This window comes from Planctomycetota bacterium, assembly GCA_035384565.1.
Lineage (GTDB): Bacteria > Planctomycetota > PUPC01 > DSUN01 > DSUN01 > DAOOIT01.
On record DAOOIT010000001.1, the window covers coordinates 58,118 to 78,748 of the forward strand.

The window sequence follows — 20,631 nt, forward strand, 5'->3', positions numbered from 1 at the left end:
GCTGGGCGGCGACATGCGAACCGACACCAGCCTCGGCGGCGGCGTCTGGCGAGGCATCCGGTGGGGCTTGCAGCTTCCCCCAACATGTTGACAGCTCGCACTTGCATGTTGATGGGGTGCAACGCGCCATAAGTATCTATTTATCAAATAGAAACGAACCGGCTCTGGCCATGCGAACGGCCGGACGCTGCCGGGCGTCAACATGAGCGAAGCGAGGCGACCAGGAGGCCGTCAAGTCCGAACGATCATTACTGCGTAAACCCTTGCGGAATAATAAGTAATGGCACTGCCAAATGCGGCTGACGACGGCTGGTAAAGTGGCATGCTATTTGCTTTCGTAAAGCTCGCTGTTGTAAGAACAAGGTTGCCACAGCGATGCATGTGCAGCCGGACGCCCCAGAAGGAGTAACAGCACCATGAGATCCTCTCGCCTCGTCGCTCTCGCCATTCTCTTCGCCATCGCGGTCCTCGGACCCTCCGCTCAGGCCGGACCCTACCCGGGTTGGGACCTGCGGATGATTGACGTGACGAGCAACCCGAACGCCCTGCCGGACACTGTGCCCTACGGCGACAGCGCCATTGGAGGGCCATATCCTGGCGGCCTCACCGTGACCTTTGACAACCGGGTCCATTACAGCAGCCCCGACTGGGGCACCGGCGGCAACTATGGCATCAACAGCCTCTATCCCAGCGGCACCAACTCCACCGACTCCTTCATGCTCAAGGCTTCGGCCGATGTCACAATCCCCGCAGGCACGTGGACCGTTGGCTGGGGCAGCGACGACGGCGGCATGCTCCGCATCAACGACCCCTCCGTAGTCTTCACCACCCGCTACGGCACCTACTATGACGCTGGCTGGCCGGCAGAGCCCGGCAACAACACGGTGAGCTCCAATCAGTGGCGTGGCCACACCTGGACGGGCGGTACGTTCACCCTCGCGGCCCCCCTCTCGACGACCATGGATGTTTTCATGTTCGAGGGCGGCGGCGGCGACTCCCTCGAGATCGGCATGGCTTCCGGCACCGTGACCGGTGTGCTGCCACTGCTGGTGAATGGCCTCAATGGCTGGTCCATCACGGGCAACGTCGCGCCCACCCAGCCTGTCACCTACCGAATCCAGGGCGGCTCCGCCTCGGGCAATGCCTCGGTCACCGGCTACCTGTCGAGCTCCCAGGCTGCCGCAGGCACCCAGTTCATGGGCCCGGTGGCGGGCAATCCCGCCACCGCCACCGGCGTGTTCAATATGCCCGAGAACACGCTGCAATACGTCCACATTGACGCCAGCGGCGTTCCGGGCGCCGGCAGCCCGCCGAACTCCCCGTGGCTCGAGGTCACCCTCACGGCCCCCGTGGGGTGGATCTTCACGCAAACGGGGAATCAGTACCTTACCACAAACGCCGCCACGTGGACGCCCCTGAGCGACCCGTGGGGGAACGTCCAGACCCTCACCCTCACCCCCTACAACATCGCCGCCCCCAGCCCCCCCTCCTCGGGCCACGCGCCCGGCGCTCAAGCCATCTGGGCGTGGGACGACCAGGGCAACGCCCTGACGCGCGAGTACTGGGAAGCCGCCGCCACCATCACCCAGGGGGCCTGGTCCGTCATCCAGCCGCCTGACCAAGGCGTGAATCAGCCCGCCGGCCTCTCCGCCCACATCGTGCGGGTGGACAGCAACCTCGACAATCTCAGCCAGGTGGACGCCGCCCTCAACCTGCGCAAGAACCAGCCCAACCACAGCGTCTCGCAGGCCTTCGTCGGCGCGAACGGACTCGCCCGCGCCGACTTCGACACCGAGGGCAACTTCGGCACCCCCGTGGGCTTCCTGCCCGGCGACCAGCACAGCGGCGGCGCCAATCCCGAAGACTACGCGATGCGCGTCACCGCCTACATCCAGACCACCTCCCCTAACGAGACCTGGACCTTCGCCGTCAGCGGCGACAACCGCTTCTACTTCAACGTCGGCGGCATCGAGTTCGCCCGCAGCGAATCCGTTGTCGGCGCCTCGCCCATCCTCGCCCCCATGATCTTCCCCACGCCCGGCTACTACCCCCTGTCGCTCGTCTGGGGCAACCGCGACGGCGCCGGCGGCTGGGAGATCAGCTACGCCCCAGGCATCCAGTCCACCTTCAGCACGGGCACCTTCAGCGTCCTCGGCACCGGCGCGCTGCCCGTCTTCCAAAACCCCGCCGCCCTGGGCAACATGGCCAACGTCGGCGCCAACGACCTCACCGGCGCCGTCTACACTGGCGCCATCACCCCGGCGGCCGACGGCTTCCGCGTGCAGCAGGCATTCCCTGGCGTCGCCATGGGCAATGTCAGCCAGTCCATCGCCTACTACGCCGACAAGATCATCCAGAACGGCAACACCACGCTCTACAACGTCGGCGGCGTCGCTGTGACGCCCATCACGGACTTCCACGATTCCGGCGGCACGGGCAACTTCAACTACAACAACCCCCTGCCCGCCAACACGGCCGCCGACGACGACAACTACGCCACCCGAATCAACGGCCTTGTCTACATCCCCGCCCCCGGCACCTACGGCGTGGCCGTGGGCACCGACGACAGCTTCTACCTCCGCGTGGGCAACCAGGTGCTGGGCCGCTTCGATGGCGGCCGCGGCCTGAACAGCGGCACGGCCAACTACATGTACGCCAGCTTCGCCCAGGCCGGCCTCTACCCCCTCGAATTCTACCATCACGAGGGCGGCGGCGGCTCGGGCATCGAAATCTCCTTCGGCGGCAACACCAGCCTCATCCTGCCCTCCACCCGTAACCCGGCAGGCAACGGCTACACCCCCGACTGGACAGGTTTCGCCTACGCCGTCACCCCTGTGGCCGAGCTCCAGGCGGAGGTCCTCACCATCAAAGGCAAGGCATTCGGCCTCGTCCCCGCCCTCGGCAACCTCACCGTCAACCCCGAAAAGTGGCAGCTCTTCAGGCAGCGCCAGGTGGACCAGGTGGTCCCCGGCCTCATGGGCATCAAGTACAACCGAACCAACGGCAACCCCTGGGACGACACCTGGCCCGTCATCGCCCAGGAGATGTTCTTCGTCCCGCCCTCGCCCTACACGGTCTTCAACATCCCCGACGGCGCGGGCTATGGCTTCCAGACGAACACCCAGGGCGACAACATCGGCGCCCGATGGATCGGCTACCTCAACTTCCCCAGCGCCGGCAACTGGAACTTCCGAATGGACACCGACGATATCTCGTGGATTTTCATAGATATTGACGGGGACTACGACATCCCCGGTCCTGGCTACCACATCTTCGAGCCCGGCGAGGCGGCCCCCGGGAACCAGGCCTGGACCGTGATCTGGAACGGCGTCAACATCCCCTCCCCGGGCCTCCGCCGCGTGGAGTTCCGCTCCGTCGAGGGCGGCGGCGGCGAGTGGACGCAGCTCCAGTGGCAGGGACCCACCGATCCCGGCCTGTCCTTCATCCCCGGCAGCGCCTTCTCCTGGATCTGGCCCGCCGGCACCTGGGAGCTCATCGCCAGCGGCGCGTTCGACGACATCGGCAACCTGCTGGCCTTCGAAGACATGATGACGTTTGACTTCGGCACCACCGAGACCCTGCGGCTCCAGGTGGACATTGCCGGCCTCACAGCGGTCTACGAAGGCACCTTCCTCTTCGTCCCCGAGCCGGGCACGATGCTGCTCCTGGCTGGGGGCCTGCTGGCCGCAGCCACACGCCGGCGGCGCAATCGTCGCTGAACCGCCGGCGCTGTTCCATCGAGCGGAAGGGGCGGGTGGTGTCGCCACTCGCCCCTTCGCCGTTCTGCCCCCGCGGCTGGGCGGGCTCTCCGCCACCGCTAGCGTCGCTCAGAGGCGGGCTCGGGCGGCCCGTGCACGGGCACAAACCTGTCCGTTACTGCAAACAGGAGTCAGGCAGCGCCGACAAGGCCCAGAAGGCGCAGATCCCGAAGCCGTCTAGCCATAAGCCGCACCCAGCAAAGGACTAACAGCGATTGCGTCGCACTGCGCGTGACGGCGAGGCCACCTCCGATGCTTCGGTCTGTCTGATAAAGCCGAAACCGAGCTATCCTGTATCCACGCACGGCGAACGTAAGTGCCAGATTTCCTAAGAGATAGAATTGCCCACGCCTATGGCATTAGCGGCACGGAAATTGCTAAACTAAGACTACCTGCGCGTTGCGAAGCCTGGGCTCCCCTGTTGCGAGCCGCTCCGCGGCGCTGCTAGCTGACCCCGATTGCTCTGGAAGGAGACCCCCGGATGCGCGGCCTGCGCAGCATGCTTCCAGTTCTCACCCTCCTTGCGCTTATCCTCCTGGCCACCCCTGCAAGTGCCAGCCTCGTGGCCTACTACAAGTTCGACGACTCAGGCAACCTGGGCCGCGACTATGGCCCCTGGGCCGCCTCGGGCTACTACACCGCCACCAACTCCGGCGTAGCCTACAACGCCGGCGGCTATACGGCCGGCGCGGGCGACTTCGATGGCGGCGACGACTACCTGCGCCTGCCCGTCACCGGCCGCCTCAACGCCCTCCAGGCCAACCCCTACACCATCATGGCCTGGATCAACCCCAACATGGTTCCGCCCGCAGGGGCCGCCGACGCCAACACGGCCCACTACGGCATCATCAACAAGGCGGGCTACCACTCGGGCCTCCGCTACCTGGGCGCCAACGCCGGCGCCAACGCCCAGAAGGTCCAGGGCGAAGGCTGGCTCGCCACCGGCCCCACCTCGTACGCCGCACAGTCCACCGGCACCGCCGCTCCCGCTGCCTGGACCCACACCGCCGCCGTCGTGAACCCCCAGGCGGGCACCATGACCATTTACGTGAACGGCGTGGCCGGCCCCACGGTGAACTGGACGCCTGGCGCCCCCTACAACTACGGCACGGGCACCTGGACCATCGGCAACGCGAACCCCGGCGCCGGCACCTATCGCTGGCCGATGAACGGGCGGATTGACGAGGCCGCCTTCTTCGACCACGCCCTCAGCCCCGCCGAGATCGCCAGCATCGCCGCCGGCGCATCGCCCACCACCATCGTCAGCGGGGCCATCACCCCCACCGGCCTGTGGCGCTTCGAGGGCGCCCACGGCACCCCCGTGGGCACCGTGGTCAACACCCTCAACCCCGGGTTCCTCGACGGCGTCGGCGAATCCAGCGCCAGCTACTCCAGCTACGTCCCCTCCCGCCGCATTTACGACCCCATCAGCGGCACCACCTACGTCAACACCTCCTCGCTCAACATGGCCCCCGGCGCCGTCCGTGTCCTCAGCGACCCCGCCCTCCAGGCCGGCAACTTCACCGTCGAGGCCTTCCTGCGCATCGGCGGCGACCAGGGCGGCTACCCGGCCTTCGTGAGCCACCGCAACGCCACGCCGCTGGGCTGGCAACTGGACATTGACCCGAACGAGGCCCTGCGCACGCGCTTCGACTCCGCGGCGGCGCAGAACCAGGTCGTGGGCGGCGGCGCCCTGGGCACCGGCGTGTGGAACCACACCGCCGTCACCTACGACAGCGCGACCAAGCAGATCCGCCTCTACCGCAACTACGTCAACGCCTACACCGGCACCCTCAACGGCAACTCGTCGGACGTCACGGCGATCGTGGCCGACTTCCTGATGGGCGCCGGCAGCGGCTGGCCGGCCGGCACCTACCTCGACGAGGTGCGCTTCACCCCCCAGGTGCTCGACCCGCCCCAGTTCCTCCAGCTCCTGGGCGTGCCCGTCACCTACCGCATCACCGCCGCCACGCAGACCGGCAACGCCAGCGTGGACGCCTACGTGGCCGAGCTCGACACGGTGGTCGGCAACCAGTTCGCCGGCACCGGCACCGGCAGCCCGTCCGTCACCGTCACCGGCAGCGTCACCCTGCGCGAGGGCGCGCTCGACTTCCTGCACATCAAAGCCGCCGGCACCGGCTCGGCCGCCGGCTCGGCCCCCTACATGGCCGCCACCTTCACCACCCCCATGGGCTACATCTTCCAGGAAACCGGCACCCAGTACCTCACCACCAACGCCGCCACCTGGAGCACCCTGAGCGACCCCTGGGGCAACATCCAGCAGGTCACCCTCGCCCCCTACAGCGTCGGCTCGCCGAACCCCGCCCTCACCGGCCACGCCCCCGGCACCCAGGCCATCTGGGGCCAGGACGAGAACACCGGCGACGCCTACACCCCCACCTACTTCAGCACCGGCGCCACCGTCATCCAGGGCGCCTGGTCCGTCATCGGCGGGCGGCTCGACAGCATTCAGCAGCCCCAGGGCCTCTCCGCCCACATCGTGCGCGTGAACGGCGACCTCAATAACCTCACCGACACCGACAACGCCCTCGCCCTCCTGCCCAACCAGAACAACCACAACGTCTCCCAGGTCACCGCCGTGAGCCGCGCCGACCTCGAGACCAGCAACACCACCGGCCGGGGCAACTATACCAACCCCGCCGGCTTCCTCCCCGGCGCGCACAACACCGCCGCCGACGCGCCCGGCGAGGACTACGCGGTTCGCCTCGCCGGCTACGTCTACGCGCCCAGCGACGGCTATGTCCGCACCTTCGCCGTCGGCGGCGACGACCGCTTCTACTTCAAGGTCGGCGACGTCGAGTTCGCCCGCTCCGAGGCCGTCGTCGGCGCCCCGCCCATGCTCGCCCAGATGACCTTCCCCCAGGCCGGCTACTACCCCATCGAACTCGTGTGGGCCAACCGCGGCGGCGCCGGCAACCTCGAAATCAGCTCGATGGACGGCTTCCAGACGACCTGGAGCGCCGCCACCTTCGCCATCCTGGGCACCGACCCCAACTACCCCGTCTACCAGCGGCCCAGCGGAGTGCCCAACCCCGCCTCGGCAGGGGCCAACACCGTCGGCGGCGCCGTCTACGCCGGCGGCGTCGAGGGCAGGCCCGACGGCTTCCGTGTCCACCAGGCCTACCCCGCCAGCCACGGCGGCGCCAACCCCGGCGACGCCGCGGCCGCCCTGGCCTTCTTCGCCGACAAGGCCATCGCCAACGGCGACCCCACCCAATACAACCTCGGCGGCGTCGTCGCCCTCCGCACCCGCCTCGACATGCACGACACCAACCAGGCCGCCGCCGGCAACTTCTCGCCCACCGACCCCTTCCCCATCGACAACTTCAACACCACCTACAACCCTGCCACCAACACCTACGGGTCGGCCAACGTGGCCAACAACAACTTCGTCACCCGCATCAACGGCCTCCTCTACATAGACGAGCCCGGCACCCGCGCCTTCACCGTGGGCACCGACGACGGCTTCTACCTGCGCATCGGCAACCAGGTCCTGGGGCGCATCACCGGCGGCCGCGGCATCCCCGCCGGCACCGCCAACTACGTCTACGGCTATTTCCCCGAAGCCGGCCTCTACCCCTTCGAGTTCTACCACTACCAGGGCACCGGCGGCGCCGGCCTCGAACTCGGCCAGGGCGGCACCACCAACCTGATCCTGCCCATCACACGCAACCCCGCCGATGCCTCCAACGGCTTCTCGACCGACTGGAGCGCCATCGCCTACAGCGTCGCGCCCGTCGCCAAACTTCAGGTCTACTCCACCACGCTCCAGGCCCAGGCCTTCGGCGACGTGCCCGGCCTCGGCGCGGCCGTGAACCCCGAGCAGTGGTTCCTCCTGCGCCAGACGCCCAACAGCGTGCCCGGCGCCGCCGGCCTGCCGATCCAGGGCCTCCGCGGCACCTACTACGACTTCGCGTTCAACCAGACCGTGGACAACACCTGGCCCCCCACCGACGCCCCGCCGATCCCCGTGCTGGGGTACCGCAACGACCTGAACGCCCCCGGCAGCGTCTTCAACTTCGCCGCCGGTTTCGCCAGCGCCTTCGTGGTCTCGCGGCCCGGCTCCCCCACCAACCCCGCCGGCGCCAACGACTACTTCGGCGTCCGCTGGCAGGGCTTCATCAACATCCCCCGCACCGGCAACTACAGCTTCCAGATGCAGGCCGACGACCGCGCCTGGATGTTCATAGACCTCAACGGCGACCTGGCCTTCGGCCCCGGCGAATCGCCCGCTGGCCAGCCCGTCGTCTGGTCGAACTGGATGCAATGGAACAACGTCTTCCTCACGGCGGGGCTGCACTGGGTCGAGTTCCGCTCGCGCGAGTGGAGCGGCGGCGAAACGGCCACGTTCCAGTGGATGATGCCGGAGGGCGGCGCCTTCGCCAACATCCCCGCCGAGTACTTCATCAACATCCAGGGCTGGGAAGTCCTTGCCTACGGCAGCGGCGCCGTGGGCGATCTGGCCAACTTCGCCGACCTGATGACGTTCGACTTCGGCTCGACCCAGACGCTGCGGCTGGTCACCCAGATCGCCGGCCTCACGGCCTACTACGAGGGCACGTTCACCTTTGTCCCCGAGCCGGGCACGCTGCTGCTCCTGGCCGGGGGCCTGCTGGGCGCCGCCACGCGCCGCCGGCGCAACCGCCGCTGAGCGCCAGTCCCCATCAAGCGGGCGGATGGGCCCCTCCCGTCCGCCCGCTCGCGTCCACCGTCTACATCCAGGCGATCAGGGTTTGGCGATCCCGACGCGGCAGCCGCTGGGGAGCGTGCGACGCGGGCTGCGGCGCCGGCGAAGCCTCGCCATAACCATATATGTATCAATGCCTTACGCCCACAGCCATTCCCGGCCCCATACTTGCTCATCCCGCAGATGAACAGGAATGGCCGGAACCGCGAAGATCGCCGATCCTCGCCCTTCTGTCCATACTTGCTCACTTCCCCCCTCACAGGGTTGAGCAAGTATGGGCAGTGTGCGCGCCCCAGACGCTCGGCAGTGCCCTCCCCAGGAACCCCCAGGTCAGCAACGAGAGGGCACGCCCACCCCCTGCACCGACAAGCCGAGGCAGGACCGCCAAACCACGAACAACCCACATCCGGCGCGCGTGGCTGGGGCGGGGCATCTGTGCTGTCTGATAGTTCGGACATCCGATACCCCGTTCCACCGATTCAGACGGGACGCCTGCGTTGCACCTTCCGCCCTGCATGTCCCACTGCCCCAAAGACAAGGGGCGAGCGTGCCCTGCCGGACGTATAGTTCTTGCTGTATGGGACAGCGGACTCCGAGCCTGGAGGCCGATCCGGGCAAGCTGACCGATAGAAATCGCAAGTGACCAGCAACGTGTTCGTTACGTGACGGCGAAATCTGGGTGAGTCCATCCGCTGCGGCTGGCACGCTCTTTGCTATGCAAACCTATGCCTGTTGCTCCCCATAGTGGCCGGATCGCTCTCGCCCACCCCCGGCGGGCAGAGGCACTGAACAGGGGAATCCCCAATGAGAGTCCGCCCATCAATCGCCTGTGTTGGCCTTCTCGCCATCACCGTGCTCCTGGCCTTCAGCGCCGCCCACGCCGGGCCCTATCCCGGCTGGGACCTGCGCATGATTGATACGACGGGAAACATAGACAACACCACCAACGCTCTCACACTCCTCAGCAGCCCCATCGGTGGCCCCTACGGCGCCTGGACGGCTACGCTCGATCGCACGCTCGGCTACACAACGCCCGACTGGGGCACGGGGGGGGGCTACGCCTTCAACCAGGTCTACCCCAGCAACGTGAACTCGACCGACACCTTCGCCCTGAGAGCCACCGCTGACCTTATCATCCCCGCTGGCACCTGGACCGTCGGCTTCGCGAGCGACGACGGGGGCCACCTCGTCATCCCCGGCATCACATTCACCAGCGTATACAACAACACCGGCGTCGGCGGCGTGGGCACCGACAACGTGCGGTTCGAGGCGGGCCGTGGGATCGCCTGGACGGGCGGCACCTTCACGCTCGGCGCCCCCCTGGCCACCACCATCGCCGTGTCGCAGTGGGAGAACGCCGGCGGCGACGGCCTCGAGATCGGCATGAGCCCCGGCACCGTCACCGGCACTCTCGGCCTCCTCACCGACGGCGTCTCCGGCTGGTCCGTGACCCGCTACACGGCGCCCATGCAATTCGTGAACTACAGGATCCAGGCCGGCTCGGCCTCGGGCAATGCCTCGGTGACCAGCTACCTCTCCTCCTCGCCCGGCGTGGCGGGCACCGTGTTCGCAGGCCCCACGGCCGCCAACCCGGCCACGCAGAGCGGCAGCATCCCAATGCTCGAGAACACCCTGCAATACATCCACATAGACGCCAGCGGCATCGTGGGCGCCGGAGCGCCCCCCAACTCGCCCTGGCTCGAAGCATCCTTCACGGCACCCCCCGGCTGGATCTTCTCGCAGACCGGCAACCAGTACCTCACCACCAACGCCGCCACGTGGACCATGCTCAGCGACCCCTGGGGCAACATCCAGTCGGTCAACGTCGCAGAATACAACGTCGGCGCCCCCAGCCCATCGCCCTCGGGCCACGCGCCCGGCGCCCAGGCCATCTGGGGCTGGAGCGAGGACGACGGCACGGTGCTCACCCGAGGCTACTTCCAGGGGGAGGCCACGCTGACCCAAGGTGTGTGGACAGTCTTCGGCACCCCCGTGGGCAGCATCCAGCAGCCCCAGGGCCTCTCCGCCCATATCGTGCGGGTGGACAACAACCTCGACAACCTCGGCCTGGTGGACACGGCGCTCACCCTGCGGCCCGGTCAAGCGAACCACAGCGTCTCCCAGGTCACGTCGCTTGGCACCGCTCACCTCGACACCGCGGGCAACTACGCGAACCCCGCCGGCTATCTCCCCGGCGACCAGCACAGCAACTCGAGCCCCAACCCCGAAGACTACGCCGTCCGGCTCGCCGGCTACGTCTACGCGCCGAGTGCGGGCTACCAGCGCACCTTCGCCCTGAGCGGCGACGACCGCTTCTACTTCAAGGTTGGCGACGTCGAGTTCGCCCGAACGGAGGCCGCCGTCGGCAACCCGCCTTACCTGGCCCAGATGACCTTCCCTCAGGCCGGCTACTACCCGATCGAACTGGTCTGGGCAAACCGCGGCGGCGCCGGTGGCCTCGAAATCAGCTCGGCCGCCGGGGCGCTCTACTCCTGGGATTCCACGACCTTCCAGATCCTCGGCAGCGACGTGAATTACCCCGTCTACCAGCGGCCCTCTGGTGTTCCAGCCCCCAGCGAGGCCGGGGCCAACCCGTCCGGGCTGGGCGTCTACACCGGCGCCATCCAGGGCGCGCCCGACGGTTTCCGCGTGCAGCAGGCCTACCCGACCAGCCACGGCGGAGCGAACCCGGCCAGTGCCGACAACTCGTACACCTTCTTCGCCGACAAGGTGGTCCAGAACGGCGTGGCCACGAACTTCAACGTCGGTGTGGTGGCCAACCGAACCAACATGGACATGGTGGACCCCCAAGGGGCCTTCGGCGGCAACTGGGGCACCAACACCGCATACCCGATCGACAACCGCGACGCCGCCTACAACCTCGTGGCGGCGAAGCCCGACGACAACTTCGTCACCCGCATCAACGGCCTCGTCTACATTGATGCGCCCGGCACGCGTGCGTTCACGGTGGGCAGCGACGACGGGTTCCATCTGCGCATCGGCAACCAGATCATCGTCCGCCGGCCCGGCAGCGGCGCCACCCCGGGCGGCACGGCGAACTACGGCTACGCCTACTTCCCGGCGGCCGGCCTGTACCCCTTCGAGTTCTACCAGTACGAGGGCACGGGCGGCTCGGGCGTCGAGATCGGCCGTGGCGGCACCACCAACCTCATTCTCTCGTCCACACGGAACCCGGCCGATGCGTCGAACGGCTTCACGGTGGACTGGGCGCCGGTCGCCTACAGCGTCACGCCCGTCGCGCAACTCCAGACCTACTCCACGACTCTCCAGGCCCAGGCCTTCGGCTCGGCTCCCGGGCTCGTGGGCGACCCGACCATCCAAGGAGCGGTCAACCCCGAATACTGGTTCCTCCTGCGCCAGACGGCCAACAGCGTGCCCGGCGCCGCCGGCCTGCCGATCATGGGGCTCCGCGGCACCTACTACGACTTCGCGAACACCCAGACCGTGAACAACACCTGGCCCCCGACCGACGCGCCCCCGATTCCCGAGCTTGGGCGCCGAAACGACCTGACAACCTTCGGCAGCGTCTTCAACTTCGCCGGCGGCTTCGCCAGCGCCCTCGTGCCCTCGCGGCCCGGCTCCCCCACCAACCCCGCCGGCGCCAACGACTACTTCGGCGTCCGCTGGCAGGGCTTCATCAACATCCCCCGCACCGGCAACTACAGCTTCCAGATGCAGGCCGACGACCGCGCCTGGATGTTCATAGACCTCAACGGCGACCTGGCCTTCGGCCCCGGCGAATCGCCCGCTGGCCAGCCCGTCGTCTGGTCGAACTGGATGCAATGGAACAACGTCTTCCTCACGGCGGGGCTGCACTGGGTCGAGTTCCGCTCGCGCGAGTGGAGCGGCGGCGAAACGGCCACGTTCCAGTGGATGATGCCGGAGGGCGGCGCCTTCGCCAACATCCCCGCCGAGTACTTCATCAACATCCAGGGCTGGGAAGTCCTTGCCTACGGCAGCGGCGCCGTGGGCGATCTGGCCAACTTCGCCGACCTGATGACGTTCGACTTCGGCTCGACCCAGACGCTGCGGCTGGTCACCCAGATCGCCGGCCTCACGGCCTACTACGAGGGCACGTTCACCTTTGTCCCCGAGCCGGGCACGCTGCTGCTCCTGGCCGGGGGCCTGCTGGGCGCCGCCACGCGCCGGCGGCGCAACCGCCGCTAGGCGGTACGCGCTGGGATACGATGCCTCGTCCTGTCTTGCTGACAGGCATCCGGAACCCTGTACGGAGGGGCCAAATCACCTAAGTCATTGCACGGCAAGTAGAAACGGCTCAGAACCCTCTGCATGGACGTGCATGGCGGCCCGATTCAGTCAGCCGGAGTGGAAAGTCTGCGCAACTGATCCGCACCGCACCCCCTACAGTCTGGGCGTGTAAATCAGATTATTTCTCGACTTGGGCGAAATCGGCAGCGGCCCTGTCGCCAGCGAGTGCATGGCATGTGATTTGCTTCACTGACCCATGTAGATGGGCGTGGTGCGCGCCCGGTGGCACTCAAAGCATTGCGGATGCTCAGGAAAGGGTGATGATGCGGTACCGCCATCTGAGTTGGCTTCCCCTGCTCTCCGCGCTTCTAACTTTGGGAATGGTCGCCGCGCCCGGCACGGCTCATGCCGGGCTGTGGAGATTCGAGGGAAACCCGGGCGACCCTGTAGGCGTCGTGCCCAACGCCACCCCAGCCGATGGCATGCCCAACGCCACTGGCAGCGGCACCGCCATCTACTCAGCCCTGATACCTGGCGCGCTGATCTTGGACCCCTTGACCGGCCTGATGTACGCAAACACATCCTCCCTTGCCATGGGCGCCGGGTCCGGCTTGGTCACTGCTCTGGATAATGCGGTCTTCGACGCAGCCACCAGCTTCACTATCGAGGCATTCGTTCGGCTTGGCTCCAGCCCCGGTGCCACGTACCCTGCGTACGTCGCCCGGCGGTACGATGCCGGCGGAGGCTCTTATCGCGGCTGGCAACTCGACAAGAGCAACACCCACGCCGGCCGCGCGCGGGTGGACACGTCATCGGCCCAGAACCAAGTGGTCACCGCCGGCACCATGGCGGCCGACAACTGGTATCACACGGCCCTCAGCTACGACGCTACTACCGGCCTGCTGAAGTACTACTTCAACTACACGACGATCGCCACGGCGACCCTCTCCGGCTATCCGGGGACCTCGAGCCAGCTCTCGAACATCGCCGCGGACCTGGTGATGGGCTCCGCCTCGGCCGACTGGGGCACGAACGCCGCGGTGGACGAGGTGCGCCTCACCCCCCTGGCGATTGCCAGCCAGGGCTTCCTGCGCACCACGGGTCTCTCGGGCAACTACCAGATGCAGGTCGGCTCGGCCTCGGGCAACGCCTCGCTGGCCGCTTACATCTCGCCCGACAATCTCTCGGTCGGCACGCCCCTGGTCGCCATGGGCACCGGCACCCCGACACGGCTCGCGACCGGCACCGTTGGCCTGTCGGTGGGCGTGACCAACTATCTCCAGGTTGTGGCAGGCGGCGGCTGGGATAGCCAGTACCCGCCGAACTCACAGGCCCCCTGGCTGGCGACCACCCTCACGGCCCCCCTGGGCTACGTCTTCGCCGAAACCGGCAACCAGTTCTTCAGCACCTCGACAGCCACCTGGTCGGCGCAGGACCTCCCGTGGGGCACATTCGGCGCCAGCGCCCTGGCCGTCTACGGCGTCCCCTCGCCGAACCCGGCGATGAGCGCCGGCTTTGCGCCGAACGCGCAGGCCATCTTCGCCCTCGACGAAAACCAGGGCAACGTGCTCAACCCCACCTACTTCAGCGCCCCGTTCACCCTCCAGCAGGGCGCGTGGACGGTGCTCGGCGCGCCCGAACAGAACCCGGGCACGCCGCAGGGCCTCTCCGCCCACATCGTGCGCGTGCGGGGCGACATCGTGGACCTGGCGGGCGCCGACGCCGCGCTCGCGTTGCGTCCCGGCGTGGGCATCCACGACGTCTCGCAGGTGCTCTCTATCGCCCGGGCCGACATTGACACCGGTGGCAACTACGCCAACCAGGTGGGCCTGCTGGCCGGCGCCTATCGCGGCGGCGGGTCGCCCGACGACTACGCCATGCGGGTCGCAGGCTACATCTACGCCGAGCAGGGCGAGACCCGCACGTTCGCCGTCCGCTCCGACGAGGCGTACTACTTCAAGATCGGCGGCACCGAGCTCCTGCGCTACAGCGGCGCTGCCGCCTACAACGACCCTACGGCGGTGGCCATCACCTTCCCCGCCGCCGGCTACTACCCCCTGGAGCTCGTGTGGACCAACTACAGCGGCGCCGGCTACGCCGAGATCAGTTCCAGCCCCGGCTATCGCGCCGCGTGGGACTCCACCAACTTCGTGGTGCTTGGCAACGACCCGAACTACCCTGTCTACCAGAATCCCGGCGCAATGCCGAACGACTTCACCGGCACGGTGGCCGAGAGCGCCGGCCCCGCGTTCGTGCCCGGCGCCATCCAAACGCCCACGGGCGACGGCTTTGTCTTCCGCGTCGTGCAGGACGCTGCCGCGGCGCCCCGCTACAACTGGTCGGGCCGGTACCTCATGGACAACTATGAGGGTGGCACCCCCGCGGCGCCCGTGGTGACGAAAATCGTGGACTACTACGATCCCCAGAGCGGCAGCACCGGCAACTTCAATGCCTCGCCCGTCACTGCCCCCTGGCCCCACAACACGGCGGCGGACGACAACGAGTTCGCCGCCCGCGCCTCGGGCCTCATCTACTTCGACCAGCCCGGCATCTACTCGTTCGCCACGGGCAGCGACGACAGCTTCCGCCTGCGCATCGGCAAACAGGTGATCGGCGAGCGCCTGAGCGGCACCGCCACGGGCGACGTGAACATGATGTACATCAATATCCCCCAGGCCGGCCTCTACCCCATCGAGCTCACGTACCACGAGGGCACGGGCGGCTCCAGCCTGGAGTTCTCGCACGGCGGCTTCGGCGTGGGCCGCATCCAGAGCCTGCTCGTCACCAGCCGCAACGCCAACACCGCCGGCTTCAACCGCGACTTCGGCGCCCAGGTCTACAGCGTCGAGCCGATCGCCGAACTGACCACCTACAGCACCACGCTCCAGGCCAAGGTCCTCACCAACGTGCCCGCCCTCAACGGCGGCACGCAGTTGCCCGTCGAGCGCTGGGCGCTTCAGCGCCTCGTGCGGCCCACCATTGACATCAACAACGACGGCATTCCCGACGCTCACCCCGGCCTGTGGGCCAGCTACTACATCAGCGGCAGCGACGTGGGCCGCGTGACCCTGCCCGACGGCTCCCTGAGGCCCAACAGCTTCACCGGCGCGCGGCAGGAACTCACCAGCGGCGTCTTCAACTACTCCACCGCCAGCAAGTTCGGCTACGGCCTGCCCATCAACCCCTTCGGCGACACCGTGGATTGCGAGAACTACTTCCACGGGCGCTGGACCGGCTACCTCTACATCCCCACGGCCGGCACCTGGAGCTTCCACACCAACGCCGACGACTACTCGTGGATTTACCTCGACATTGACGGCAACGGCGACTTCCTCGGCGCCAACGAGCAGCCGGTCATCAGCGGGCGCGACGCCCGCATCAACAATGTCGCTTTGGGCGTCGGCTGGTACAAGGCGGTCTTCATGTCGCGCGAGGAGGGCGGCGCCGAGGACATGAAGGCCTGGTGGTCCCTCAATGGCGCGGCGGAGAGCTACATCCCCGCCCAGTACTTCGCCTTCGTGGGCGACCTGTGGCAGACCATTGCCAGCAGCGCCTCGATGGGCCTCTACCAGATCGGCGACCTCGCCAGCTTCGGCGACGTGATGGCCTTCGACTTCGGCTCCACCGAAACCCTGCGTCTGTCGGTGGACATTGCGGGCGCCATCGCCATCTATGAGGCCACGTTCACCTTCGTGCCCGAGCCCGGCACCCTGGTGCTGCTGGCGGGCGGCCTGCTGGCCGCCGCCACGCGCCGGCGGCGCAGCCGCCGTTAGGCCACCCACGAGCGTTGATGCATCAAGCCAAGGGGGGCGAGTGGCACAGCCGCTCGTCCCTCTGCCGTTCTGATGGCACCCGCGGGTGCAAGCGGCCGTGCCAGGCGGCAGTCGGGTGAGACCTCCCCAGAGATGGCCTCGAACTCCTCGCATTCCTGCCGTCGTCTCGCGCTTGACTTCCGCTCTCCGCTGCGCCATTCTGGCCCCATTGCTTCATAACCCATTGATGAACGCTGACCAGACAGGAGCTTGGAATGAGGACATGGATTCTGCCGCTGGCCATCGTATCGCTGCCGTGGTGCGCGGGGGCGGCCGGCGAGCCGCCCGAGTCCAGGCAGGCCGCCGAGATCCTCAAGGCCACCGGCGTCCGTGGCGGCCTCATCGTTCATCTCGGTTGCGGCGACGGCAATCTCACGGCCGCATTGCGCGCGAGCGCAAGTTACCTCGTCCAGGGCCTCGACACTGACCCCGCGGCTGTCGGCAAGGCGCGCGAGCACATCCGATCCCTCGGCCTCTACGGCCCGGTCACGGCAGACCGCTGGGACGGCACGCGGCTGCCCTACGTGGACAACTCGGTGAATCTCCTCGTGGCCAGCGGCAAGGGCGAAGCGGCGGAGGATGAGCTTCTGCGGGTCCTCGCCCCCAACGGCGTAGCCTACCTCCGCGAAGGCGACGCCTGGAAGAAGATAGTCAAGCCGCGCCCGAAGGAAATGGACGACTGGACCCACTACCTCTACGATGCGAGCGGCAACGCCGTGTCGCACGACACCCTGGTGGGGCCGCCGCGTCGCCTCCAGTGGACGGGCAGCCCCCGCTGGTCGCGCCACCACGACCGCATGGCCAGCATGAGCTGCATGGTCTCCGCCAACGGCCGTTTCTTCTACATCATGGATCATGGCCCCATCGCCTCGGTGAACCTGCCGCCCGTCTGGGAGCTGGTGGCCCGCGACGCCTTCAACGGCGTGGTGCTCTGGCGGCGCCCCATCCCGCGCTGGAACACCCACCTGTGGCCGCTCAAGAGCGGGCCGGGACAAATCCCCCGGCGCCTTGTAGCTGTGGGCGAGCGCGTCTTCGTCACCCTCTCGCTTGACGCGCCTTGCTCGGCCCTCGATGCCGCAACCGGCGAGACCGTGCGCGACTACCCTGAATCGAAGAACTGCGAGGAGATCATCGCTTCCGACGGCACGCTCTTTCTCCTGGCCAGCGACAAGCCGAGCAGGTGGGCCGACTTCCGCCCCAAGGCAACCTATGTGTGGGACAACACGGGCCGCGCCAACCGCGAGTGGGCATGGGACGAGGAGCCGCGCCGCATCGTCGCCCTCGAGGCCGAGAGCGGCAAGCTCCTGTGGCAGAAAGACTCGCGCGTAGCCCCCCTCACGCTGGCGGCTGACAAGGAACACGTGGCCTTCCACGACGGCGAGAAGGTCGTCTGCCTCGACCGCCGCAGCGGCCAGCCGCTCTGGGCCTCCGACCCCGTCAGGCGCCGCCCCTCGCTCGCCGTCAGCTTCGGCCCCACCCTGGTGCTCCACCAGGATGTCGTGCTGTTCTCGGGCGGCGACCGCTCGATGACCGCGCTGGCCGCGAAGGATGGCAGGAAGCTCTGGACCGCGCCCCATCCCGCATCGGGCCATGCCTCACCCGAGGACCTGTTGGTCGTCGGCGGCCTTGTCTGGGCGGGCGCCATCGCCCAGGGCGGCGACAGCGGCGTCTTCACGGGCCGCGACCTCCACACCGGCGAAGTCAAGAGCGAGTTTCCGCCCGACCTCAAGACCTACTGGTTCCACCACCGCTGCTATCGCGCCAAGGCGACCGACAACTTCCTCATCCCCTCGCGCACCGGCATCGAATTCGTGGACTTCCGCGCGAAGCATTGGGATATCAATCACTGGGTCCGTAGCGGCTGCATCTACGGCATGCTGCCGTGCAACGGACTCGTGTACGCCTCGCCCCAGTCGTGCGGGTGCTACCTCGAGTCGAAGCTCTACGGCTTCACCGCGCTCGCTCCCGGCCCGAGAGTCAAGAGCCCAGAGTCGAAACTCGAAGAGGAGGGCCGCCTCGAGCGCGGCCCGGCGTACGAAGCCGTCGGCGGGAGGCCGTCGGCCGCCAGCCGTGAGGACGATTGGCCCACCTATCGGCACGACCCGGCCCGCAGCGGCGCAACGAAGGCCGCGGTGCCCGGCGAACTCAAGCAGGCGTGGGCGGCCGAGATCGGCGGCAAGCTCTCCTCGGTCGTCGTGGCCGAAGGCAAGCTCTTTGTCGCCTCGGTGGATGCTCACAGCATCCACGCCCTCGACGCGGCAACGGGCAAGGCCGCCTGGGCCTTCACGGCAGGCGGGCGGGTGGATTCGCCGCCCACCGTGTGGCAGGGCCGCGTGCTCTTCGGTTGCGCCGACGGATGGGTCTACTGCCTCCGCGCCGCCGACGGCGCGCTGGCTTGGCGCTTCCGCGCCGCCCCCCAGGACCTCCGCATCGGGGCCTTCGAGCAGCTCGAGTCCGTCTGGCCCGTCAGTGGCAGCGTCCTCGTCCAGAATGGCGTGGCCAGCTTCGTCGCGGGGCGTTCGATGTTCCTCGACGGCGGCCTGCGCCTCTTCCGCCTCGACGCGGCGACGGGCAGGAAGCTCTCCGAGGCCGTGCTCGACGACCGCGACCCCGAGTCGGGCGAGAACCTCCAGGTGCACGTGAAGGGCCTCGATATGCCCGTGGCCCTGCCCGACGTGCTCTCCAGCGACGGCAGGTTCCTCTACATGCGCTCGCAACGCTTCGATCTTGAGGGCAAGCGGCTCGAAATCCCACCGCGCCCCGCCACCGACCAGACGGGCGAAGGCGCCCACCTGTTCTCCTCCATCGGCTTCCTCGACGACACGTGGTTCCACCGCGGCTATTGGCTCTACGGCCGCAGCTTCACGTCGGGCTGGGGCGGCTGGTTCCGCGCCGCCCGCTACGCCCCCTATGGCCGCATCCTGGCCGTGGGCGACGAGGCGGTCTACGGCTACGGCCGCAAGCCCGAGTTCCTGGCGAACGCCGACGTGCTGGAGTACCGCCTCTTCGCCGCCAACAAGGCAGCAGACGATGCCGAGATGAAGCGCGTCTCGGCCGCGACGGGGCGCATAGACGCCACCTCGCCCCGGCGCAACGCCAGCGCGGCCGACTGGAAGTCGCGCAGCCGCTTCCCCGACGCCGAGCTGACCGCGCCGGCCACGAAATGGGCGCACAACCAGCCCTCCGTGATCGTTCGCGCGATGGTGCTGGCCGACAGCACGCTTTTCGTGGCCGGCCCGCCCGATGTGGTGGACGAGCGGCGGGCGATTCGGTTGCCCGACGAGAGGGACGTGCAAGAGGCCCTCGCCCGCCAGGCCGCCGCCCTCGAGGGCAAGCTCGGCGCGCGCCTGTGGGCCGTCTCGGCGGCGGATGGCAAGCCCATCGCGCGCTACAAGCTCGACTCGGCGCCCGTCCACGACGGCATGGCCGCGACGGGCGGCAAGCTCTTCATGGCGACGATTGACGGCAAGGTGGTGTGCCTCGCCGCCGACGGAGCGAAGGCCCTCGGCGCTGACGACGAGCCGCTCCAGACCATCGCCGACGAGCCGGCCCCGCCGCCCATCGTGACGAAGGAGAAGGACTTCGACCGCGTGGTGGGCTGCTCCGTGTTCGAATCGCCGCTCGGCTACCGTGTCCAGGGCCACGCCAAGGACGTAGCCGGCCTCGCCCTCAACAGGCTCAGGGCGCCGCTCAAGAAGAGAGCCGAGTTCAAGGCGAAGCTTAGAGCCGCGCCGGACGACGGCGGGCACCTGCTCAACGGCTTCATCGCATTCGGCGATGGCCCGCAGGACGCCAAGCTCGTCAAGTGCGGCGTCCGCATCATCGCCAAGAGCGCCCACATCGTCCAGGGGCCGATCAAGGGGTTCAAGGGCGTGGCCGAGAAGCTCGACATCAAGGGCGACGAGACCTTCGACCTGGCCGTAAGCGTGGACCTCGATGCCCAGAAGGTCGTCTTCAGGGTCCTCGACAAGACGCTGGAGGCCAAGCTCGCCCAGCCCCTGAAAGCCATCACCCACGTGGGCCTGTGCGTGGACAATGCGCTCGTGGACTTCAGCCCAGTCGCAGTGAGTGGGGAGTGACGAGGGATGAGACTGATAGGCCAGATAGGACCGATAGGACGCAG

The 20,631-nt window shown here is 67.9% G+C and carries 5 protein-coding genes; all 5 read left to right on the forward strand.

Annotated features, from left to right (window positions below):
* Window positions 1-416 precede the first annotated feature (416 nt).
* Window positions 417-3,719, forward strand: coding sequence for a PEP-CTERM sorting domain-containing protein (locus PLE19_00205; GenBank protein ID HPD13337.1), 3,303 nt, complete (start codon window positions 417-419; stop codon window positions 3,717-3,719).
* Between the two features lie 520 nt (window positions 3,720-4,239).
* On the forward strand, window positions 4,240-8,430 hold the full coding sequence (locus tag PLE19_00210; protein HPD13338.1) for a PA14 domain-containing protein: 4,191 nt from the start codon (window positions 4,240-4,242) through the stop codon (window positions 8,428-8,430).
* A gap of 840 nt (window positions 8,431-9,270) precedes the next feature.
* Entirely contained in the window at window positions 9,271-12,654 is a 3,384-nt protein-coding gene (locus PLE19_00215; GenBank protein HPD13339.1) for a PA14 domain-containing protein, read from the forward strand.
* 362 nt (window positions 12,655-13,016) lie between these two features.
* Complete coding sequence (locus PLE19_00220) at window positions 13,017-16,469, forward strand: PEP-CTERM sorting domain-containing protein (protein ID HPD13340.1); 3,453 nt, start codon at window positions 13,017-13,019, stop codon at window positions 16,467-16,469.
* Between the two features lie 254 nt (window positions 16,470-16,723).
* Window positions 16,724-20,587 carry a PQQ-binding-like beta-propeller repeat protein gene (locus PLE19_00225; protein ID HPD13341.1) on the forward strand — a complete coding sequence of 1,288 codons (3,864 nt, stop codon included), beginning with the start codon at window positions 16,724-16,726 and terminating at the stop codon, window positions 20,585-20,587.
* Window positions 20,588-20,631: the final 44 nt, after the last annotated feature.